Below are 21,147 nucleotides of genomic sequence, written 5' to 3'. Positions count from 1 at the left end.
TCCGTCATCGCCACGCGATGGCATGACCATCTTTTCTGGACGATCCGAAATGAAAAATCTGTCGGTGTTTTGGCGTCTTGCACTGATTATCGGGATTTCGACGGTCGCCTTCTGCGGCATCTCGGTCAATCAAATCATGAGCCTCAGGCAGACCATCCTGACGGAACGCCAGGAAAAGTTGCGTGACATGGTCGGCAGCGTTCTGAAACTGGTCGGGGCCTACGAGGAGGAGGTGAAGGCCGGACGCCTGACGCGGGAACAGGCGCAGGATGCGGCCAAGCGCGCGCTGCGCTCGATGCGATGGGGTGACGGGGACTATTATGCCGTCTATCAATTCGACGGCGTGACCCTCGTCCACAGCAATCCGAAGAACGAGGGTGTGAACCGCCTGGATTACAAGGATCCGAGCGGCCGGCGCCTGGTCTTCGACATCGTCGAGATCGCCAAGAACGGCAGTGGCTTCACCGAATACGCCGTTCCGCGCACCGGAGGCACCGAGGCCGTGCCCAAGCTGGCCTTCGTCGGCGGTTATGCGGCGTGGCAGTGGGCGATCCAGGCGGGCGTCTATGTGGACGACGTGGATGCCGCAGTCCGCAGGCAGGCCATCGACCTCGGCACCACCGGGCTGGTGGTGCTTCTGCTGACCGGTGGGGGGGCTGCCCTGCTCGGGCGCGGGATCACCCGGCCGCTGCACGCCCTGTGCGGGACGCTGGACAGCCTGGCCCACGGCGATCGGACGGTGCCGGTTCCCTTCACCGACTGTCGCAACGAGATCGGGCGCATCGCCCGTGCGGTCGACGTGCTCAAGAAGAGCGCGCAGGAGGCGGATCGGCTGCGCGAGGAGCAGGAGCGGAGCAAGCAGCAGGCCGAGGAGGAGCAGCGGGCGGCCATGGAGCGCGTTGCCCGGGATTTCGAGGCCAGCGTCGGAGCGATCTCCCGCACCCTGACGGTCGCCGCGTCGGAAATGCAGGAGACCGCGCAGACGATGTCGACCACTTCCGATCGGGCGAACGAGCAGGCCACGGTGGTGGCGGCAGCGGCGACGCAGGCGACGACGAACGTGCAGACGGTCGCCGCGGCGTCCGAGGAGCTGACCGCTTCCATCGGCGAGATCAGCCAGCAGGTCACCCGGTCGGCGCAGATCGCCGTCAAGGCGGTCGAGGAGACCCGCCGCACCAACACGACCGTCGAAGGGCTGTCGGTCGCTGCGCAGAAGATCGGCGAGATCATCGGCCTCATCCAGTCCATTGCTTCGCAGACGGATCTGCTGGCTTTGAACGCCACCATCGAGGCGGCCCGCGCCGGGGAGCATGGCAAGGGGTTCGCCGTGGTCGCGCACGAGGTCAAGGCGCTTGCCCGTCAGGCATCCCAGGCCAGTGGCGATATTGCCCAGCAGATCGCCGCCGTGCAGGGCATCTCGAAGGAGGTCGTGGTTGCCATCCGCAGCATCGGGGGCACCATCGCCGAACTGAACGGGATCGCTTCGACCATCGCGTCGGCGGTCGAGGAGCAGGCCGCTGCCACCCACGAGATCGCCCGGAACGTCAGCCAGGCCGCCCAGGGAACGAGCGAGGTGTCGGCCAACATCTCCGGCGTCACCCAGTCGTCGGCGGAGGTCGGCGGGGCGGCCAACTCGGTCCTTGCCTCTGCGCGCACCCTGTCCCAACAGTCCGAGCGTCTGCAAGGCGAGGTCGACCGCTTCCTGGCGTCCGTCCGCCGGTCATAGGCCGGTCACGGGATGGATCGCATGTCCGCCTGCCACGGAAGGCATGGAGCGTCCTGCGGTCCTCACCGGATGCACGAAGCCCCAGGGCGGACGGGACGCCGGTGACCGGAGTGGCTTCGGGCGCAGGTCGCGCAGTCTCTCCCTGAGAGTGAATCACGTTGATCCTCAAGACAGCTTGCAGGATCCTCCGGGTGGAAGCAGCAAATAATCGGCAAGCCATACAGTCATGGGCTCGCTTATTCTTGCGAGCCCTTCATGCATACGCATGACTTGCGTGTTGCGCCTTTCCTCTGCCTCTTGTATACACATGAGAGTCGTTCCGAGCACATGCATGATTCGGCGCGATACGTGTCGGGCGGGGGCAGCCTGAAACCTGCCATTGCAGCCGCGGGCCATGGATTTTGTCGGCAACAGGCGGAGTTCCGTGAAGTCTCCTCGCGGGCGGATCGTCCGATCGATCCGATCGATCCGATGGACGCGTGTCCCGAGATACGGACATCGCCCGCGCCCCATGCCCGGACCGGCGCCGTCGTCATCGACGAATGGCCGTCCGCACCCTTCAATCAACGCAAGCTTCCTGGAAAGTCTCTGACATGGACATTCATCCTGACCGCCTCGGCAAGATCGCCATGCTCGCCGCATTGAGCTCCCGGGAGGAAGAAGGGCTGTTCAAGGACTATATCGCCAAGAACACGAAGGTGAAGATCGGCTTCACCATGGTATCCGGAACACGGACCGATGTGACCCGGACCTTCGTCAAGTCCATTGTCGGCTGCGCCATGCAGTCGAATCTCATACAACATCACCACAATGAGATTCACGGCGTGATTCATGCCGGGCTCGAATGCCTGAAAGGGCTGAGCGCGGACGTCGCCGCCGAGTCGAGCCTGAAGGTGAAGGTTGCCATCGCGACGGACGGGCGCTGGGTGGTCGTCGCCGCCTATGGCGAGTCGGCGTTCCACCCGGAAACCAACCACGAGCGGGTCGGTTTCGGAGTAATGCACATCTAGCTCCCGCGCAGGACATCTCTGATGCGCATGATCAAGGACGAGGCCGGGGATGGTGCTCCGCTGTCGGAGGCCATAAGGAGAACCCTGGAAAGCGACATCGCGTCCGGCGCTCTTCCACCCGGCACGCACCTGGAGGAAAGCGCCCTGGCGGAACGCTTCGGCGCCTCCCGCACCCCGGTGCGCGAGGCTCTGCGGCAACTGGCCTCGGCCAGGGTGGTCGAGCTCCGTCCGCGGCGGGGAGCCATCGTTCCACAACTGGACGTGCTCGTCGTGCTGGAGATGGTCGAGGCGATGGCCGAGTTGGAGGCCTGCTGCGCCCGTCTGGCCGCGCGGCGTCTGACGGAGCAGGACCGGCGGGCGATCGAGGAGGCCTTCGCGTGCAGCGGCGCCGCCTGTCCCGGCGGTCCCGACGACGGCCACCACGGGGACGAACAGTTCCACCTGTCCATCCACAAGGCCAGCCACAACCGCGTGCTGGAGGAGCAGGCTTCGGCCCTGCTGCGGCGGTTGCAGCCTTATCGGCGCCTGCAATCGCACCTCTCCCGCCACGTCGAACTCGCCCAGGCGGAGCATGAGGCCCTGAGGGACGCGCTCCTTTCCGGCGACGGTGACCGGGCGGCCGCGTTGGCTCGCGATCATGCGCAGGTCCAGGGGCAGGATCTCGGGGATTTCATGGTGCTGCTGCGGTCCCGCGCGGCCTCCGAACAGGCCGTATAGCCGGCCGGCGCGCGCCCGACGTGGGTCCGCCGCCTACTGGTACTCCGGCCGTCTGGCGAGCCCGTCCTTCAGGTGGCCGATCAGCAGCCGGACCTTCGGCGACAGGTGGCGGCGCTGCGGGTAGACCGCCCAGACCGCCGTGTTGGGTGGGCGGTGCGTCTCCAGCAATGTGACCAGCCGCCCCTCGCGCACCGGGGCGCGGACGTAATAGTCGGGAAGCTGGCACAGGCCGAAGCCGCGCAGCGCGGCGTCCAGCACGGCGAAGCCGCTGTTGCAGCGCCAGCGGCCGCGCGGCCGGAACAGCCACTCCCGCCCGCCATCGTCGAACACCCAGGTGTCGGCCGTGCCGATCAGGCATTCGTGCCCCGCCAGTTCCGACAGGGTGTGGGGCGTGCCATAACGCTCCAGATAGCCGGGCGCGCCGCACAGATGCATCACCCGCGGCGCGATGCGCGTGGCGACGAGGCTGGAATCGCTCAGCCGGCCCAGCCGGATCGCCAGATCCATCCCATCATGGACGAGGTCGAGCGTGCGGTTGGTCAGTTCGATCTCGACCCGCAGGCCGGGATAGCGGGCGAGGAAATCATTGACCAGAGGCACGACGAACTGCTCGCCATAGGCGACGGCGCAGGTCAGCCGCAGCAGGCCCTTGGGCTCCTCCTCCAGGTCGTGGACGGTCAGGAAGGCCTCGTCCCGCTCCTCCACCAGCCGCTGACAGCGGGCCAGCAGGGCGCGCCCGGCCTCGGTCAGGGCGACCCGCCGGGTGGTGCGGTAGAACAGGCGGGCGTGCAGCCGGTCCTCCAGCCGCGCCACCTGCCGGCTGACCTGGGAGGAGGAGATGCGCAGCCGATCCGCCGCCGCCGAAAAGCTGCCGAGTTCGGCGACCGCCACGAACTCGTCGATGCCGTCCCATCGGCTCACCCTGCCGGCCTCCGCGCCCCATTATCCCGTATGGGCAATAATCCTCTGCGCAATTGCGCGATTGTCAACGCGGGCGTGGTGATAGGGTGTGGGACGCAGCAATACCAAATCACCAGCCGTCAGGGAGGGCAGGGAGATGATCAAGTCGCGCGCCGCAGTGGCCTGGGAGGCCAACCGCCCGCTGGAGATCGAGGAGGTCGAGGTCGCCGCCCCCAAGGCGGGGGAGGTGCTGGTCCGCATCGTCGCGACCGGCGTCTGCCACACCGACGCCTACACCCTGTCCGGCAAGGATTCCGAAGGCGTCTTCCCCTGCATCCTCGGCCATGAGGGCGGTGGCGTGGTGGAAGAGGTCGGGCCGGGCGTCACCTCGGTCGCGGTCGGCGACCACGTCATCCCGCTCTACACGCCGGAATGCGGCAAGTGCAAGTTCTGCCTGTCGGGCAAGACCAACCTCTGCCAGGCGATCCGCGCCACCCAGGGCAAGGGCCTGATGCCGGACGGCACCACCCGCTTCACCGCGCGCGGCCGGCAGGTGTTCCACTACATGGGCACCTCGACCTTCTCCGAATACACGGTCCTGCCGGAAATCGCGGTGGCGAAGATCAACAAGGCCGCCCCGCTGGAGAAGGTCTGCCTGCTCGGCTGCGGCGTGACCACCGGCATGGGGGCGGTGATGAACACCGCGAAGGTGGAGCCGGGATCGACCGTCGCCATCTTCGGCCTCGGCGGCATCGGCCTGTCGGCGATCATCGGGGCGGTGATGGCGAAGGCCGGCCGCATCATCGGCATCGACATCAACCCGTCGAAGTTCGAGATCGCCAGGCAGCTCGGCGCCACCGACGTCATCAACCCCAAGGACTATGACCGCCCGATCCAGGAGGTGCTGATCGAGATGACGGACGGCGGCGTCGACTACTCCTTCGAGTGCATCGGCAACGTCCAGATCATGCGGGCCGCACTGGAATGCTGCCACAAGGGCTGGGGCGAGTCCGTCATCATCGGCGTCGCCGGCGCCGGCGAGGAGATCTCCACCCGTCCGTTCCAGCTCGTCACCGGGCGGGTGTGGCGCGGTTCGGCCTTCGGCGGCGTCAAGGGCCGGTCGGAGTTGCCGGAGATCGTCGAGCGCTACCTGCGCGGCGAGTTCGAGCTCGACACCTTCATCACCCACACCATGGGCCTGAACGACATCAACACGGCCTTCGACCTGATGCACGAGGGCAAGAGCATCCGCTCGGTCATCCTCTACAACCAGTAAGGCAACCGCCGGTTCACGGCGAAACAGGGAGACGACGGAGCATGGGCGAGCCCCTGACCATCGTGTCGGCCAACAAGAGCTTCGGCGGCTGGCACAAGCGTTACCGCCACCACAGCACGACGCTCGGCTGCGAGATGGTGTTCGCCGTCTTCCTGCCGCCGCAGGCCGGGCCCGACAGCCCGGTGCCGGTCCTCTACTGGCTGTCGGGACTGACCTGCACGGACGAGAACTTCATGCAGAAGGCCGGGGCGATGCGGCTGGCGGCGGAGCTGGGCATCGCCATCGTGGCGCCCGACACCAGCCCGCGCGGCCCCGACGTGCCGGGCGATCCGGACGGGTCGTGGGATTTCGGGCTGGGGGCCGGCTTCTACGTCAATGCGACGCAGGACCCCTGGGCGCGCCACTACCGCATGTACGACTATGTGGTGACGGAGCTGCCGGCGCTGATCGAGCGCAGCTTTCCGGTCAGCGACCGGCGCAGCGTCTCCGGCCATTCCATGGGCGGGCACGGGGCGCTCGTCTGCGCCCTGCGCAATCCCGGCCGCTACCGGTCGGTGTCGGCCTTCGCGCCGATCGCCAACCCGACGGACTGCCCATGGGGCGAGAAGGCCTTCAGCCGCTATCTGGGGCCGGACCGGCGGGGCTGGGCGGAGTGGGACGCCTCCCTGCTCCTCGCCGAGGCGGCCGAGCGGCTTCCCCTGCTGGTCGACCAGGGCGACAAGGACGGCTTCCTGGACAGCCAGCTCAAGCCCGAGGCGCTGCGTCAGGCCGCAGCGGCGGCCGGCCATCCGCTGACGCTGCGGATGCAGCCGGGCTACGACCACAGCTATTTCTTCATCGCCAGCTTCATCGACGACCACCTGCGCCACCACGCGGCGGCCCTGCTCGCCGGGTAGGGCGCACCGGCCGGGCCCCGCCTCCCTAAGCGTCGCCCATCGTGACGGCGCGCGACATGCGGGCGATCTTGCCCGTCAGCTCGACCGCGATGTTGCGCAGCAGCAGGAACGAGATCGACGGGTCGAGGCCGTCCAGCATGGCGACGTCCTCGGCCGTCAGCTCGTAGCAGACCACCGGGCTGTCGGCGACCACGTCGGCCGAGCGCGGCTCGCCGGTCAGCATCGCCATTTCTCCAAAGACGGCGCCGGAGCGGATGGAGCCGACGCGCACCGTCTGTTCACCGTCCGGCGCCCGCTTCTCCACGCGGACCCGGCCCCTGACCAGGAAGAACTGGCTGTTGTCGGTGCTGCCCTCGCGCAGGATACGGTCGCCCGGGGCGAAGACGACCCGCCGGGCGGTCAGCGAGAGCAGGTCGAGCTGCGCCTCCGTCAGCCCCAGCAGGCTGGGATGGTCGCGCAAGGCCAGCTCGTCCTCCACGGCCTCTCCGCCGGCCAGCCGGGCGAGCAGCCGGTCCTCCGCCGCGGCCAGCGCGCCGTCGAGATCCGCGTGGATCCGCCCCTCCGTCTCCGGCCGGTCGAACCCCATGTCGCGCAGCATGCGGCGCAGGCCGCGCCCCTTGCCCATGCCGGCCAGCAGCAGGGTGCGGCCCTCGCGCGCCAGCCGCTCGTCAAGCCGGCGCAGCACCAGGATGCCGGTGCTCTCCACGTCGTTGACGCGGCCGAGGTCGAGGATCAGGGTCTCGCGCCCCTCCACCATCGCCTCCGCGTTGCGCGCCAGGTTTTCGGCGGAGCCGAAGAAGACAGGCCCGTGCAGCTCCATCACCGCGATGGCGCCGCCATGACGCTCCAGCAGCTCCATGTCGGCGGCGGACCGCCCGGTCTGCGAGTGGACCCGGTCGCCGGTGTAGGAACGCCGCAGCACCGAGACGGCGGAGCGCCGCAGATAGACGACGACGCTGAGCGCCATGCCGACCGCCAGCGCCACCAGCACGTCGGCCATCGCCACCAGCAGCGCCACCGTCACCACGATGGCGAGGTTCTGCAGCAGCTCGATCCGCGTGGCGCGGGTCTGCTGGCGGCGCAGCAGCGTCACCATCTGCAGGGTCCAGTCGTCCGGCCGCATCACGGTGATCACCACCATGCCGGCCATCACCGACAGCGGAATCCTCTCCATCAGCGGGCCGAGCCCGAGGGCGGCGGCGAGCAGCCCCAGCCCGACGAACAGGTTGGCGCGGTCGCTGCACGCCCCGTTGCGCACGGCGACGCGGGTATAGAGCGGCGAGCCGCCGGTCACCGTTCCCCCCAGCAGGGAGGAGACGAGGTTGGCGCCGCCCTGGGTCATCAGCTCGCGGCTGCTGTCGTGCCGGCTGCGCAGCAGGGCGTCGGCCGCTGCGGCGCTCAGCAGCGACTGGATGGAGGAGACGATGCCCAGCGTGACGCCGGTCGCCAGGATGGAGGGCAGCATCAGGCCGGACAGCGGATGGTTGATCAGCCCGGCCACCGCCTCCAGCGACGGGGCGAAGGGCAGGCCGGGCGGCGGCGCCTTCACCGTGACCCCCAGCAGCGCCGGATCGATGGCGGTGGCGAGCGCCTGGAAGGCGAGGGTGCCGGCGGCGAGCCCGATCAGCGGGCCGGGCAGCCCCGGCAGCCGGTCGCCCAGCAGCCAGACGCCGGCGACCGCCAGCGCCCCCAGCCCGAAGGCCCAGGGGTTGACCGCTCCGTTCCCGCTCCACAGCGCCGCCAGCCCGGTTCCCTCCGGCAGGCCCAGCAGGTTGGGAAGCTGCTGCAGCAGGATGACCAGGGCGAAGCCGTTGACGAAGCCGGCGACCACCGGCTGCGGGATGAACTTCAGCACGTCGCCCAGCCGCAGCGCGCCGAGGAGGAGCTGGAAGAGGGCCGCCACCCCCAGGGCCAGCACCGGCAGGGCCAACAGCACCCCGGCCGGGGCATCGAAGCCGCCGGCATCGGCCAGATGCATCGCCTGCCCCAGCAGCCCGGCGAGCAGCGCCGCCTGGGTGGCGCGCGGCGCGTTGACGTGCAGGCTGCCTGCCCCCATCAGCCAGCGGAACAGGGCCGCGGCGATGGTGGCGCCGAAGGCCGCCTGGATGCCCTGGGACTGGAAGGCGGCGCCGAGCGGGGCGAAGACGATCACGCCGCAGCCCAGGACCGCCGGCATGACGAACAGCGCCGCGACGAGACCGCCGGTCAGTTCCCCCGCCCAGCCGCGGTCCCGGCCGTCCCGCGTCGACGCGCGCATCGCGTCCCGCTTCTCCTTTCCGCGAAACACGCTCCCTCACTCCCCCGCCGGTTCCAGCACGCGCCCCATCCGCCGGTCGCCCCTGCGGCGGCCGGGAGAGGGATCGCCGGGTGGGAAGGCACGGCGGCGTTCCCGGCGCGCCCGCTCCACCACCTCCTTCGCCTCCACCACATAGTCGAGCAGTTGCCGGCCGAAGTCGGAGGCGACCTGGATGTCGTCGCGGTTGACCGCCACGTTGTTGAGGTATTGCAGGCGCAGCGCGTCGCGTCCGTCGATCTCGAACAGCAGCCCGGCGAAGAAGAAGCCGAAAGCCTCGAATCCCCTGCACAGCACCGCCGTCATCGGGTCGGACAGCGGCAGCTCAAGGTAGACGCAGGCGTAGCCGCCGCGGACCAGCGCCTTCAGTTCGTCCAGCACCTGCTTCAGCACGTCCCCGCCATAGGCGCGGACCGTCAGGAAGGCGCGGCCGACATCCATGCGGGCGGTGACGTCCAGCTCGGTCGCCCGGCCGCGCAGGCTGTGCAGCGTCAGGTCCTTCGGCGGCGGTTCCAGGCGCCGGTTCATGCCGCCCCGCTCGACGATCGCCGCCATCATGGCGTGGTGCCGCGGCGGCGCGTAGAGGCTGCGCGCCGGTTCGTCGTTGGTGCGCAGGTAGAACAGCACGGCGGAGCGGCGGTCGGGCGCACCCTCGCTGATCTTCTTGAAGACCTGTGTCGCCGGGGTGAAGCCCAGCAGGAAGCCGGTCTCGAAGCCGCCGAGCGCCAGGTTGCCCTTCTGCGTGAAGGTGTGGACCGCCACCGCCTCGCTGTAGAGGCCGTACATGCCGCGCTCGCGCGCCAGCTCTCCCATGCTCTCCTTCATCTGCTCGAACAGGCGGCGGCCGCGGTAGCGCGGGTCGACGGCGGCCATCGCCGTCTCGCCGGTCTTCGCGCCCGGGCCGTGCAGCAGCATGGCGAGATGGCCGACCACCTCGCGGCTTTCGTTCACCGCGACGTAGGAGACGAGATGGCCGTTCGCCAGCATCTCGCAGATGCGTTCCGGGTAGTAGACGAACTCCGACCCGTAGGTATAGCCGTAGGAGCGGTACATCAGCCGCGACAGGCCGGGCGCATCCTCCGGCTCCAGCAGGCGCAGGGCCAGCCCGTCGTCGGCGCGCGGCGGCTCCTCCGCCCCCGGCCGGCCGCCGGCCTCCTCGCCGGGCGGCACCGACAGGTTGCGCGCCACCTCCAGCCTTTTGCCGGCGCGGCCCAGGTTGCGGAAGGCGACACCATGGGCGAGCGACCCCGGCAGGAAGGGCGTCATGCCGGCCCGCTCGCCACCCTCCTGCCGCCCGTCGGCATAGGCGGCGGGGAGACCCTTGTCCTCCACCGCGAAGATGATCTGGCCGCGTCGCTTGAGCAGCTCGGCCGTGTACTCGCCCTCCTCGCCGGGATCGAAACCGGTGCGGATGACGTGCAGCGCCACCTCCTTGACCAGCTCGCCCAGCGGCGGCAGCTCGTCGGGGCTGTCGACGCAGGCGCGGGCGGCGTCGGTCATGAAACGCTGCAGGGCCGGAATGAAGTCCGCATCCGCAGGGACCGTGACGCGGACGAGAAGACGGTCGGTCATGGCGCAGCCCTCGGCGGCCGGTCGGACGGGGATACCGGGTGCATCACGCCGCCCGGATGGTGTCGATGAAGCGTGCCACCTCCGTCTGCAGCCGGTCGGCCTCGGCATGCAGGGAGGTCGCGGTCGTCAGCGCGGTTCCGGCGATGGCGCCGGTCTCCGCCGCGGCCTGCGACACGTCGTCGATGGTGCGCGAGACGGAATGGGTGTCGGACGCCGCCTCCTGCGCGTGGCGGGCGATGTCCTGGGTGGCGGCGTGCTGCTCCTGCACCGCCGAGGCGATGGTGGAGGTGATCTCGCTCATGCGGCCGATGGTGCCGGCGATGCCGCGGATGGACGCCACCGCCCGCTCCGTCACGAGCTGCATCTGGTTCACCTGGGCCTGGATGTCCTCGGTCGCCTTGGCCGTCTGGTTGGCGAGCGCCTTCACCTCGTTGGCGACGACGGCGAAGCCCTTGCCGGCCTCGCCGGCGCGGGCCGCCTCGATCGTCGCGTTCAGCGCGAGCAGGTTGGTCTGGGCGGCGATGGAGTTGATCAGCTCCACCACCTGGTCGATGCGCCCCGCCGCGTCCGTCAGGCCGGAGATGGCATCGTTGGTCGAATCCGCCTCGCGCACCGCGTCGCCGGCGATCAGCGAGGATTCGTCGATGTGGCGGCCGATCTCCTCGATGGAGCTGGCCATCTGGTCGGCCGCGGTGGCGACGGAGGAAACCCGCTCCGACGCGGAGGCGGAGGCGCCGGCGACGTCGAGCGACTGGCGCTTGGTCTGCTCGGCGTTGGCCGACAGGGCCTGGGCGTCGCTGCGCATGCGCCGGGCGGCGTCGATCAGCGAGACGATGACGGTGTTGACGCTGGTCTCCAGATGCTGCGCCAGCTCCAGCCGGGCCGTGCGCTTGGCCTCCTCGGCGCGGCGGGCGGCCTGTTCCTGCTCCTGCTTCAGCCGCCCCACCTCCAGCGCGTTGGCGCGGAAGACCTCCAGCGAGCGGGCCATGCCGCCGATCTCGTCGCCGCGCGACAGGCCGGGAATGTGCAGGTCGAGGCGGCCGGCCGCCAGCTCCGCCATCGCCGCGCGCAGCCGGTCGAGCAGCCGGATGGAGCGGTTGACCAGGAACAGGCCCGACACCACGCCGAGCAGCATCGCCAGCGCCACCAAGATGCCGGTGACGGCCAGACCACGGGTGATCGCGGCGTCGACCTCCTCCGCGGCGGTCGCGGCGCTGGCCTCGTTGGCGGCGGCCAGCGCGTCCGCCTGCTTGCCCAGCCGGTCCATCAGGGCGAACAGCTTCTCCTCGGCGGCCATCGCGCCGGCGCGCGCCTCCAGTTCCGCCTGACGCAGCGCGAAGATGCCGTCCTCGCCGCGGCCGAAGGCGACGATCGCCTGCGCCATGCGGCGCGGCGTCTCGTCGGTGAGGATGTTGGCGAGGAAGTCGGCGAAGAACTCCACGCGCTTGGCGGCGGCGGCGAACTGGCGCGCCTGGTCCGACACCTGCGCCACCGTGCCGGTGCCGTCCGCCTTGCCGAGCAGGGTCACCGCCAGATTGACGTCGCCCAGGATGTCCGACAGGGCCTGGCGTACCGGCAGGTCCTTCGACACCAGCGTCAGCACCAGCCTGTTCAGCCCGGCGGCGTCGGACGGCAGGTCCATGGTGACGTTCTGGATGGTCAGCGTCAGCTCGCGCACCATCGGCTGGAACCGGGCGAGGAAGGCGGCGTGGGCGGCACCCAGCTCCTCCATCCGCTTGGCGCGGCGGGCCGCACCGTCCAGCGGGCGGCGCACCTGCCCGTCGAGCGCCTTGGCCGCCCCGTCGGCCTCGCGCAGCAGCCCGCCCATCCGGTCACCCGCCGCCGGGTCGCCGCCCAGCGCATGGACCTTGCCGAGCTGGGTTTCCAGTGCGGCGATCCGGCGGTCGAACAAGGCCACCGCCTGGGTGCGCGCGCGGTCGTCCGGGGCGGCGGCCAGCAGGCGTGCCGCCTCCACCAGCCCGTTGCTCTCGTCGGCGATCTTCAGGGCACCGGTCGCCAGCGGGAAGTCCCGCTCATGCACCTGCTGGAACAGCCCGGCGATGCGGAGCTGGAACAGCCCCGCGCCGGCGCCGATTCCGGCCGCGGCGAGGAACATGGCGGCGAAGGCGCCGGCGAGCTTGACCTTGAGGCTGAGGCCGCTCAGCGGGCGGCCGGTGGCGGACTGGCCGGGAAGGGACAGGCGATCGGTGTCCATGGCGCGTGGTCCTTATGGCTGGCAGGCTGGCGTACTGGCGGGCGGAACTGCGGCTGGCCGAAGCCGGCGGGCCGGCCGGAGGGTGGTCAGGGCTTTTCGTGCGCCGCGACGGCCTGGCGCGCCCGTTCCAGCAGGCGGCGGCCGTCGACGCCCTGGCGCGTGATGCCGGCGACCCAGTCGTCGTAGACGTCCTCCAGCTCGCCGCGGACGTCCTGCATCTGGTCGGGCGTGAAGCGGACCACCTTGTGCGTGCCGTCGGCGGCGAGCTTCGCCTTGACCTCCTCCTCCGCCGCGTCGCGCTCCTCGGCGATGGCGAGCGAGATGGCCTTGCCCAGGTGCCGGTCGAAGGCGGCCTTCACCGGGTCGGGCAACGCGTCGAACACCGGCTGGCGCATCGCCAGCATCACGACCGGCCCGGAGAAGTTGATGTCCAGCAGGTAGGTGAGCTGCGCCATCAGCGGCTGGTTGTCCGCCCCGGCGGTGGTGGTGGAGCTGTACCAGCCGTAGGAGATGCCGTCGATCATGCGCTCCTTCAGGCCGGTGCCCATGCCGTTCAACGGCAGCGCGACCGGCACCATGCCGAGCTTGGCGAGCGCGCGCCCCACCGTGGTGCTGGGGTTGCGCACCCGCAGGCCGCGCAGGTCGCGCGGGCCCTGCAGCGGCCGGCTGGCCGTGAAGATGCCGTAGGCCGGCAGGGTCCACAGCCCGACCACCTTCAGCCCGGCGTAATCGCCGGCCAGCGCCCCGGACTCGTGGAGGTCCCAGATCGCCCGGGTCCCGGCGACGGCGGAGCGGCGGATCAGCGGCAGCTCCATCACCGAGGAGGCGGGGAAGCGGTCGGGGCTGTAGCCCTGCACGGTGTAGGCGATCTCGATCTCGCCGCTGTCCACCATCTTCAGCAGTTCGGTCGGCTTGCCGAAGCCGCCGCTCGGCCGGATGTCGATGGTGACGGCCCTGTTCGTCTCCTCCTCGATGCGGCGGCAGGCATCGACCAGCATCCGGAAGGTCGAGGTTCCGGGGGAAAAGACCGTGCCGAAGCGCAGGCCGGTGTCGGCCGTCGCCGGAGCGCACAGGAACAATGAAATTATAAGGAAGACAAACGGCCTGCATACCATAGTATTCGACACGCGATTCCAGCCAGCCATGTCCGCCCCCGCAGAAAAACCGCAGGAAAGATATGACATAAGTGCGCGTGTGATGCTACAGGGAAGCGCAATTTATACGTTTCCGGAGAGTAACATCATGCCGGCCTGCGAGGCGGTTGATGGCTTTCCAGTAACGGCGGGTTGTCTCCTGTAGAGGCACTGGAATGTGCTGACCTATACGTCATCCGCTCCGCTGGCGAGCTTCCGCAATGCCGTCTTCAACACCTTGCCGTAATGGTTCTTCGGCAGCGCTTCCACCACGCGGTAGTCCTTCGGACGCTTGAAGCGGGCGATGGCCCCGACGCACAGCCGGTCGAGCGCAGCGGCGAGCTCCGCCGGGGGAGGGCGGCCTCCGGCAGGGCGACGACGAAGGCCACGACCTCCTCTCCCCAGTCGGGATGCGGGCGGCCGACCACCGCGACCTCCGCCACCGCCGGATGGGTCAGCAGCACCTCCTCGACCTCCCGCGGATAGATGTTGCTGCCGCCGGAGATGATGACATCCTTGCTGCGATCCTTCAGCGTCAGGAACCCGTCCCCGTCCAGCACGCCGAGGTCGCCGGTGTGCAGCCAGCCGCCGCGCAAGCTCTCCGCCGAGGCGGCCTCGTCGCGCCAGTAGCCCGCCATCACCGTGTCGCCGCGCACCAGGATCTCCCCGGTCCCGCCCGCCGGCAGGGGCCGGTCGTCGGCATCGGCGATCCGCAGCTCCACCAGTCCGAAGCCGTAGCCGACGCTGCCCAGCCTCTCGTCGTAGCGGGGGTGGGCGGTGTCGGCGTGCAGGCGCTTGGGCAGCACCGAGATGGTCATCGGGCTTTCGCCCTGGCCGTAGATCTGGGCGAGCTTGGGGCCGAACAGCGCCAGCGCCTCGCGGCAGTCCTCGCGGTACATCGGCGCGCCGCCATAGACGATGGTCTTCAGGGTGCGGCTGTCGGCGCCGCCCGCCTCGGGACAATGGACCAGCCGGCGCACCATGGTGGGGGCGAGGAACATCGTCGTCCCCGGCAGGCCGGGCAGCAGCGACAGCACCTCCGCCGGGTCGAAGCGTCCGCTCTCCGGCACGGCCTGCGCGGCCCCGGCGGCGACGTGCGGCAGGATGTAGAGACCGGAGCCGTGCGACATCGGCGCGGCATGCAGGAGGCAGTCGCCGGGGGCGATGGCGTCGAGGTCCATCGCATAGGCCGCGGTCATCGCCAGCAGGTTTCGGTGGGTCAGGGTGGCGCCCTTCGGCCGGCCGGTTGTGCCGCTGGTGTAGAAGAGCCAGGCCGGGTCGGTCGGGGCGGCGTCATGGACGGGCAGCGGATCGCCCGCCTTCAAGGCCTGCCAATCGGCGCCGCCGACCTCCACCACCTGCGGCCGGGCGTCGGCGGCATGGGCGAGGGCGGCGTTCACCGTGGCGGCGAGATCGGGGCCGGCGAAGACCAGCCGGGCGCCGGAATGGTCGAGGATGTAGGCGATCTCCCGCTCGTGCAGCTTGGCATTGACGGGGACGGCGATCAGCCCGGCATGCCAGCAGGCGAACAGCGCCTCGACATAGGCCGGCGCATTGCCCATCGCCAGCAGGACGCGGTCGCCGGGGGCGAGGCCATGGCGGTTGCGCAGGGCGCCGGCCATCGCCGCGACGTCGGCGGCCAGCCGGTCATAGCGGGATACGGCGCGCGTGCCGGACAAAAGGGCCGGCCGGTCGGCGGCGAGCCGGCCCGAGCGGGCCAGCAGACGGGCGACGTTCATGGGCTTCCTCCCGAAGGGGCGGCTCTTTCCGGCCGCCGTCCGGGAGACAGCATCGCGCCAACCGCCGGCCGGCGCCATCCCCTTTGCGGGGGAGGGCGCCGGACGGGGCCGGAGCCTTACTTCAGGTAATCGAAGGTGCCGTTGCTCCAGCGATAGACGACGTAGCCCGGAACGACGTTGTCGCCCTTGGCGTCGAACTTCACCGGGCCGAGGATGGTGTCGGCGCCCTGCTCGTGCAGGGTCTTGGCCACCGTCTTGCCGTCGCTGGCCTTGCCCTTGGCGACCGCGTCGGCGAAGGCCTGCACCGCGGCGTAGGAGTAGAGGACGTAGCCTTCCGGCTCGATCCCCTTGTCGCGGAAGCGCTTGGCCGTCTCGGCCGCACCCGGCATCTTGCGCGGGTCGGGCGGGAAGGTGAACAGCAGCCCTTCGGCGGCCGGGCCGGCGATCGACCACAGCTCGGTGGTGGCCGAGGGATCGCCGGAGATGAAGGCGATCTTCTTGCCCGCGTCGGTGATCTGGCGAAGGATCAGGCCGAGTTCGGTGTGGTAGCCGCCGAAGGCGACCGCCTCGACGCCGGCACTCGCCAGCTTGGCGACCAGGGCGGAATAGTCGCGCTCGCCGGCGGTGATGGCCTCCTCGAACTCCGGCGTGATCTTGTGGGCCTTCAGCGCCTCGCGGACGTTGTCGACCAGCCCCTTGCCGAAGGCGCTCTTGTCGTGGACCAGCGCCACCTTCTTGCCGGCCATCGTCCTGGCGATGTGGTCGGCGATGACGGCGCCCTGCTGGTCGTCGCGGCCGGTGATGCGGAACAGGCTCTTGAAGCCGCGCTCGGTGATCTTGGGATTGGAGGAGACGGTGATCTCCGGGATCCCCTCCTCGTTGTAGATCTCCGAGGCCGGCAGGGTGGAGCCGGAGCAGAAATGGCCGTTCACGAAGGCGACGCCGGACTTGGCGAACTGGTTGGCGACGCTGACGGCCTGGCGCGGATCGCAGACGTCGTCGCCGACCGTCATCACCAGCTTCTGGCCGTTGACGCCACCCTTGGCGTTGATGTCGGCGATCGCAGCCTCGGTCCCCTGGCGGAGCTGCTCGCCGAACGACGCGTACTGGCCGGTCATCGGTCCGGCGACCCCCACCAGCAGGTCCGCGCGCGCGGTGCCCGTGCCGGCCGCCGCGGTCAGGGCCATGCCGCCCGCGAGCGCCAGCAGGCTCAGGCCGTTCCTCGTCCTCATTCTCGTTCCTCCTCGCCCAGAAATTGCCCGGACCGCGCACGACAGCCCGTCCGGCGGCGCGCGGGCGCCGCCGCGATGCCGGAAGCAGCGCGGTGCGGATGGTGGTCCATGCGGAGAGTTCCCCGGACGGACGATGGGCTGAATACTGTATCCAACGAAAGAAAATGTCAATCGCCATGACAGCGCTTGCCCGGCCCCCGGGGTCGCCTTTCGAAGCACTCCGGAGCTGGCGGCGCTCCTGCCGGATCGGCCCGCCCCGGGCAACGACAGGGCGGGAAATCCGCTTGCGCCGCAATTTTGTATACAATATCCTCATGATCCGTGAATGGATCGGCGGGCGGAGCGACGACGCGCCGGCAGGCAGGAGACGGACCGGGATGACGGCTCAGACGGTTGATCGGCGGGACGATGTGCTGGTGGTCGGGGCGGGAGTCGTCGGGATGGCGAGCGCGCTCGCGCTGCAGCTCGCCGGTCTGACGGTCACGGTGGTCGACCGCGGCGAGCCGGGCGATGCCTGCTCCCGCGGGAATGCCGGCCATTTCGCGACCGAGCAGATCTTTCCGCTGCCCGCCCCCGGCATCCTGAAGGAGGTGCCGGGCATGCTGCTCAACCCGCTCGGCCCGCTGCGGGTCCGCTGGCAGTATCTGCCGCGGCTCGCCGGCTGGATGATGCGCTGCCTCGCCGCCTCCCGCCCGCAGGCCTTCGCCGCCGGAACAGAGGCGCTGCGCAGCCTGACTTCCCGGGCCATCGAGGCCTACGAGCCCCTGATCCGGGCGGCGGAGATGGAGGATCTGATCGTCCGTCGCGGCTCGATCCTGGCGTTCGAGACCGCGCGCGGGCTGGCCTCCGGCCGGCACGAGGCGCAGGCGATGGCGGCCAACGGCGTGCCGGTGCAGATGCTGTCTCCCGGCGACCTCGCCGACCTCGAACCGGCGCTCGCCGGGGGAATGGCGGGCGGCGTCCTCTTTCCGGCGACCGCCCACACGCTCGATCCCTGGCGGCTGGTGCAGCGGCTGGCGGACCGCTTCCGCGCCGGCGGCGGCCGGCTGGTGAAGGCGGAGATCGTCTCGCTGCAGACCGGACCGGGCGGGGTGCGGGCGCTGGACGGCGACGGCCGGGGCTGGAGCGCGCGCAAGCTGGTGGTGGCCGGCGGGGCGCTGTCCGCCACGCTCTGCCGTTCCTTCGGCCGCAGCGTACCGCTGGAGGCGGAGCGTGGCTACCACCTGATGCTGCCGCGGCCGGGCGTGTCCCTGAACCGTCCGGTCACCTCGGGCGAGCGCAAGTTCATCATGACGCCGATGATGGACGGGCTGCGGCTGGCCGGAACGGTCGAGTTCGCCTCCCACGACGCGCCGCCCGACTACCGCCGTGCCGAGGTGCTGCGCAGCCATGCCGCCCGGCTGCTGCCCGGCCTGTCCAAGCCGGGCGAGGAGGGCGGGGCGGTTCCCTGGATGGGCCGCCGCCCGACCCTGCCGGACTATCTGCCGGTGATCGGCCCGGAGCCGCGCGCGCCGGACGTCATCTGGGCCTTCGGCCACCAGCATCTCGGCCTGACGCTGGCCGGCATCACCAGCCGCATCGTCACCGACCTCGTCCGCGGCACCAACAGCCCGGGCATCGACCTGACCCCGTTCCGCATCGAGCGCTTCGCGTAGCCGTCCGGACCGCCTCTCGTCGCAGCGGAGCGGTCGCATTCGGAGGAGCTGACAGCAGGCCCGGGCACCGGTTCCGGACGCTTCCGCGGACCGCCGACATAAAAGCCGCCGGCCCCATGGGGGAGCCGGCGGTTCCAGTCATCGAAGAAGCGGGGGTAAAGCTCTCGCGAGCCGACCTCAGAGCTTGGGCAGGGTCGGGCGCGTCTTCAGCGCCTGCTCGATGATGCGCACGACGCGGTCGCGCTCCTCGCCGGCGAGCGGGAGGCGCGGCGGACGGACGCGCTCGTTGCCGATGCCGGCCATCGCCTCGGCCAGCTTGATGTTCTGGACCAGCTTGGTGGAGACGTCGAGCTCCAGCAGCGGGATGAACCAGCGGTAGATCTTCAGCGCCTCGTCGAAGCGGCCGGCGCGGAACAGCTTGTAGATGGCGACCGTCTCCTCCGGGAAGGCGTCCACCAGACCGGCGACCCAGCCGTCGGCGCCCATGAACAGGGCCTCCAGCGCCAGGTTGTCGACGCCGCAGAAGATGCGGTAGCGGTCGCCGAAGCGGTTGATGGTGCGCGTCACCCGGCGGACGTCGTCGGAGGACTCCTTGATGGCGACGAACTTCGGGTCGTTCGCCAGCTCGGCCAGCATGTCGAGGTCGACGTCCACCCGGTAGGCGACCGGGTTGATGTAGATCATGATCGGCTTGCTGGCGGCGGCGGCGATCGCCTTGAAGTGGGTCAGCGTCTCGCGCGCGTCGCTGACGTAGGGCACGGCCGGCAGGATCATGAAGCCGTCGACGCCGGCCGCTTCCGCCTTCTTCACGAACTCCACCGAGCGGGCGGTGTTCGCCTCCACCACCGTCGCCAGGACCGGGACCCGGCCGCGGCTGACCTCGACCGCGGTGCGGGCGACCTCGACCTTCTCCTCCAGGATCAGCGTGCCGGCCTCGCCCAGCGAGCCGGTGGTGATGATGCCGTCCACCCCGGCGTCGATCTGGCGGGTGAAGTGCGTCTTCATCTCCGCGATGTCGAGCGAGTGGTCGTCCTTGAACTTGGTGGTGACGGCGGGGAACACGCCCTGCCAGGAGATGGACATGGTGGGGGTCTCCTCAAGGAAGAAGGGTAGGGGAGATCGTCCGCCGGCCCCACGCATCCCGCGGGGCCGGCGCCGGTCGGGCACGACGCTGCCGGGGAAACGGCTCAGGGGTTGATGTAGGCGGTCTTGACGGTGGTGTAGAATTCGCGGCGTAGGCGCCCTGTTCGCGCGGGCCGTAGCTGGAGGCCTTCCGGCCGCCGAAGGGAACGTGATAGTCGACGCCGGCGGTCGGCAGGTTGACCATCACCATGCCGGCCTGGGCGTTGCGCTTGAAGTGGCTGGCATGCTTCAGGCTGGTGGTGCAGATACCCGCCGCGAGGCCGAAGGCCGTGTCGTTGGCGGCCGCCAGCGCCTCCTCGTAGTCGCGCACCCGGACCACCGAGGCGACCGGGCCGAAGATCTCCTCCCGGTTGATGCGCATGGCGTTGGTGGTCTCGGTGAACAGCGCCGGCTGCAGGAAGAAGCCCTTGGTGTCGCATTCCACCAGCCCGCCGCCCCAGGCCAGCCGGGCGCCCTCGTCCTGGCCGATGGCGATGTAGCGGCGATCCTGCTCGAGCTGGTCCTGGCTGACCACCGGGCCGATGTCGGTGCCCTTGCGCAGGGCATGGCCGACGGTGAGCCGCTCCAGCCGCGCCGTGACGGCGGCGACGAAGCGGTCGTGGATGCCCTCGGTGACGATCAGGCGCGAGGAGGCGGTGCAGCGCTGGCCGGTGGAGAAGAAGGCGCCGTTGACCGCCGCCTCGACCGCCGCGGGAAGGTCGGCGTCGTCCAGCACGATCAGCGGATTCTTGCCGCCCATCTCCAGCTGGACCTTCTTCATGGTGGCGACGCAGCGCTCCGCCACCTGGCGGCCGGTGCCGACCGAGCCGGTGAAGCTGATGGCGTCCACCTCGGGCGACTCCAGCATGGCCGCCCCGACGACCGAGCCGCGCCCCATGACGAGGTTCAGCACGCCGGCCGGCAGGCCGGCCCGCACCAGGATCTCGGTCAGCGCCCAGGCGCAGCCCGGCACCAGCTCGGCCGGCTTGAAGACCACGCAGTTGCCGTAGGCGAGCGCCGGGGCGATCTTCCAGGCGGGGATCGCGATGGGGAAGTTCCACGGCGTGATCAGGCCGATGACGCCCAGCGGCTCCCGCGTCACCTCGACCGAGACGCCGGGACGGACGGAGGGAACCACCTCCCCCGCCGCGCGCACCGCCTCGGCGGCAAAGAAGCGGAAGATCTGGCCGGCGCGGGCGACCTCGCCCATCGCTTCCGGCAGGGTCTTGCCCTCCTCGCGGGCCAGCAGCTCGCCCAGCTCCTCTCGGCGGGCCAGGATCTCGGCCGCGGCGCGCTCCAGGATGTCGCCGCGCATCTGGCCGGTGGTGGCCGACCAGGACGGGAAGGCCGCCCGCGCCGCCGCGATGGCGTCGGCCGCCTGCGCGGCGTCGGCCCGCGCATACAGCCCCACAACGTCGGACAGGTCGGAGGGGTTGATGTTCTCCGTCACATCGCCGTCGCCGATCCAGGCATCGCCGATCCGGTTCTTGAACGGGCTGGTCATGGAAGTGTCACCTCGGGAGCAAGCGGACAGGACTCGGGAGACCGGCGGGATCGGCCGGCTTGATGCGTGCATATTGGATACAATATGCTATCCTGGTCAACAGGAATGTTGGCCGGCCGAAGGGTCGCCGGGCGGGGCCGCGTCACGATGCGTCCCG

The 21,147-nt window shown here is 70.2% G+C and carries 15 protein-coding genes; 6 read left to right on the top strand and 9 right to left on the bottom strand.

The window, feature by feature from the left end; all coding sequences use genetic code 11:
• Positions 1-49 precede the first annotated feature (49 nt).
• From DEW08_RS20085 to DEW08_RS20075, 3 genes are all read left to right on the top strand, one after another.
• Positions 50-1,726, top strand: a complete 1,677-nt coding sequence (locus tag DEW08_RS20085) for a methyl-accepting chemotaxis protein (RefSeq protein WP_168220439.1) — start codon at positions 50-52, stop codon at positions 1,724-1,726.
• A 593-nt stretch (positions 1,727-2,319) separates the two neighbouring features.
• Entirely contained in the window at positions 2,320-2,736 is a 417-nt protein-coding gene (locus DEW08_RS20080; protein ID WP_109330603.1) for a HutP family protein, read from the top strand.
• A 21-nt stretch (positions 2,737-2,757) separates the two neighbouring features.
• On the top strand, positions 2,758-3,453 hold the full coding sequence (locus DEW08_RS20075) for a GntR family transcriptional regulator (RefSeq protein WP_109330601.1): 696 nt from the start codon (positions 2,758-2,760) through the stop codon (positions 3,451-3,453).
• Between the two features lie 33 nt (positions 3,454-3,486).
• On the opposite strand, the gene DEW08_RS20070 is transcribed toward DEW08_RS20075, so the two are convergent.
• Entirely contained in the window at positions 3,487-4,374 is an 888-nt protein-coding gene (locus tag DEW08_RS20070; protein ID WP_109330599.1) for a LysR substrate-binding domain-containing protein, read from the bottom strand.
• 139 nt (positions 4,375-4,513) lie between these two features.
• Here DEW08_RS20070 and DEW08_RS20065 point away from each other — a divergent pair, with 139 nt between their 5' ends.
• Entirely contained in the window at positions 4,514-5,629 is a 1,116-nt protein-coding gene (locus DEW08_RS20065; protein WP_181449468.1) for an S-(hydroxymethyl)glutathione dehydrogenase/class III alcohol dehydrogenase, read from the top strand.
• A gap of 41 nt (positions 5,630-5,670) precedes the next feature.
• Positions 5,671-6,525 (top strand): S-formylglutathione hydrolase, encoded by an 855-nt coding sequence (fghA, locus tag DEW08_RS20060; protein ID WP_109330595.1) that lies wholly within the window; start codon positions 5,671-5,673, stop codon positions 6,523-6,525.
• A 25-nt stretch (positions 6,526-6,550) separates the two neighbouring features.
• On the opposite strand, the gene DEW08_RS20055 is transcribed toward fghA, so the two are convergent.
• From DEW08_RS20055 to DEW08_RS20030, 6 genes are all read right to left on the bottom strand, one after another.
• Positions 6,551-8,782, bottom strand: coding sequence for a SulP family inorganic anion transporter (locus DEW08_RS20055; RefSeq protein ID WP_109330593.1), 2,232 nt, complete (start codon positions 8,780-8,782; stop codon positions 6,551-6,553).
• Between the two features lie 36 nt (positions 8,783-8,818).
• The gene (locus tag DEW08_RS20050; RefSeq protein ID WP_109330591.1) at positions 8,819-10,390 is read right to left on the bottom strand and encodes a GNAT family N-acetyltransferase; all 1,572 of its coding nucleotides are present in this window, start codon (positions 10,388-10,390) and stop codon (positions 8,819-8,821) included.
• Positions 10,391-10,433: 43 nt separating this feature from the next.
• Positions 10,434-12,605, bottom strand: coding sequence for a methyl-accepting chemotaxis protein (locus DEW08_RS20045; protein ID WP_109330589.1), 2,172 nt, complete (start codon positions 12,603-12,605; stop codon positions 10,434-10,436).
• An 86-nt stretch (positions 12,606-12,691) separates the two neighbouring features.
• Positions 12,692-13,684: a TRAP transporter substrate-binding protein DctP gene (dctP, locus tag DEW08_RS20040; RefSeq protein WP_168220438.1), complete on the bottom strand. Its 993-nt coding sequence runs from the start codon at positions 13,682-13,684 to the stop codon at positions 12,692-12,694.
• Positions 13,685-13,968: 284 nt separating this feature from the next.
• Positions 13,969-15,477: an AMP-binding protein gene (locus tag DEW08_RS20035; protein WP_245986707.1), complete on the bottom strand. Its 1,509-nt coding sequence runs from the start codon at positions 15,475-15,477 to the stop codon at positions 13,969-13,971.
• A 116-nt stretch (positions 15,478-15,593) separates the two neighbouring features.
• Positions 15,594-16,709, bottom strand: a complete 1,116-nt coding sequence (locus DEW08_RS20030) for a branched-chain amino acid ABC transporter substrate-binding protein (protein ID WP_109330585.1) — start codon at positions 16,707-16,709, stop codon at positions 15,594-15,596.
• Positions 16,710-17,086: 377 nt separating this feature from the next.
• Here DEW08_RS20030 and DEW08_RS20025 point away from each other — a divergent pair, with 377 nt between their 5' ends.
• Entirely contained in the window at positions 17,087-18,364 is a 1,278-nt protein-coding gene (locus DEW08_RS20025) for an NAD(P)/FAD-dependent oxidoreductase (RefSeq protein ID WP_168220437.1), read from the top strand.
• 177 nt (positions 18,365-18,541) lie between these two features.
• Here DEW08_RS20025 and DEW08_RS20020 read toward each other — a convergent pair whose 3' ends face one another.
• On the bottom strand, positions 18,542-19,447 hold the full coding sequence (locus tag DEW08_RS20020; protein ID WP_109330581.1) for a dihydrodipicolinate synthase family protein: 906 nt from the start codon (positions 19,445-19,447) through the stop codon (positions 18,542-18,544).
• A 13-nt stretch (positions 19,448-19,460) separates the two neighbouring features.
• A complete protein-coding gene (locus tag DEW08_RS20015; RefSeq protein WP_245986704.1) occupies positions 19,461-20,990 on the bottom strand; it encodes an aldehyde dehydrogenase family protein in 1,530 nt (509 codons plus the stop codon).
• Positions 20,991-21,147: the final 157 nt, after the last annotated feature.

It is taken from the genome of Azospirillum thermophilum (genome assembly GCF_003130795.1).
In the GTDB taxonomy this organism is placed as follows: Bacteria; Pseudomonadota; Alphaproteobacteria; order Azospirillales; family Azospirillaceae; genus Azospirillum; species Azospirillum thermophilum.
The sequence above is the reverse complement of the archived record's forward strand: the minus strand, read 5'-3'. Positions and strand labels throughout refer to the sequence as shown.

Excerpts from the sequence above, each read along its gene's own strand:
- DEW08_RS20085 (WP_168220439.1), top strand. The coding sequence starts at position 50 with ATGAAAAATCTGTCGGTGTTTTGGCGTCTTGCACTGATTATCGGGATT.
- DEW08_RS20080 (WP_109330603.1), top strand. The coding sequence starts at position 2,320 with ATGGACATTCATCCTGACCGCCTCGGCAAGATCGCCATGCTCGCCGCA.
- DEW08_RS20075 (WP_109330601.1), top strand. The coding sequence starts at position 2,758 with ATGCGCATGATCAAGGACGAGGCCGGGGATGGTGCTCCGCTGTCGGAG.
- fghA (WP_109330595.1), top strand. The coding sequence starts at position 5,671 with ATGGGCGAGCCCCTGACCATCGTGTCGGCCAACAAGAGCTTCGGCGGC.
- DEW08_RS20055 (WP_109330593.1), bottom strand. The coding sequence starts at position 8,782 with ATGCGCGCGTCGACGCGGGACGGCCGGGACCGCGGCTGGGCGGGGGAA.
- DEW08_RS20050 (WP_109330591.1), bottom strand. The coding sequence starts at position 10,390 with ATGACCGACCGTCTTCTCGTCCGCGTCACGGTCCCTGCGGATGCGGAC.
- DEW08_RS20045 (WP_109330589.1), bottom strand. The coding sequence starts at position 12,605 with ATGGACACCGATCGCCTGTCCCTTCCCGGCCAGTCCGCCACCGGCCGC.
- DEW08_RS20035 (WP_245986707.1), bottom strand. The coding sequence starts at position 15,477 with ATGAACGTCGCCCGTCTGCTGGCCCGCTCGGGCCGGCTCGCCGCCGAC.
- DEW08_RS20030 (WP_109330585.1), bottom strand. The coding sequence starts at position 16,709 with ATGAGGACGAGGAACGGCCTGAGCCTGCTGGCGCTCGCGGGCGGCATG.
- DEW08_RS20025 (WP_168220437.1), top strand. The coding sequence starts at position 17,087 with ATGACGGCTCAGACGGTTGATCGGCGGGACGATGTGCTGGTGGTCGGG.
- DEW08_RS20020 (WP_109330581.1), bottom strand. The coding sequence starts at position 19,447 with ATGTCCATCTCCTGGCAGGGCGTGTTCCCCGCCGTCACCACCAAGTTC.
- DEW08_RS20015 (WP_245986704.1), bottom strand. The coding sequence starts at position 20,990 with ATGACCAGCCCGTTCAAGAACCGGATCGGCGATGCCTGGATCGGCGAC.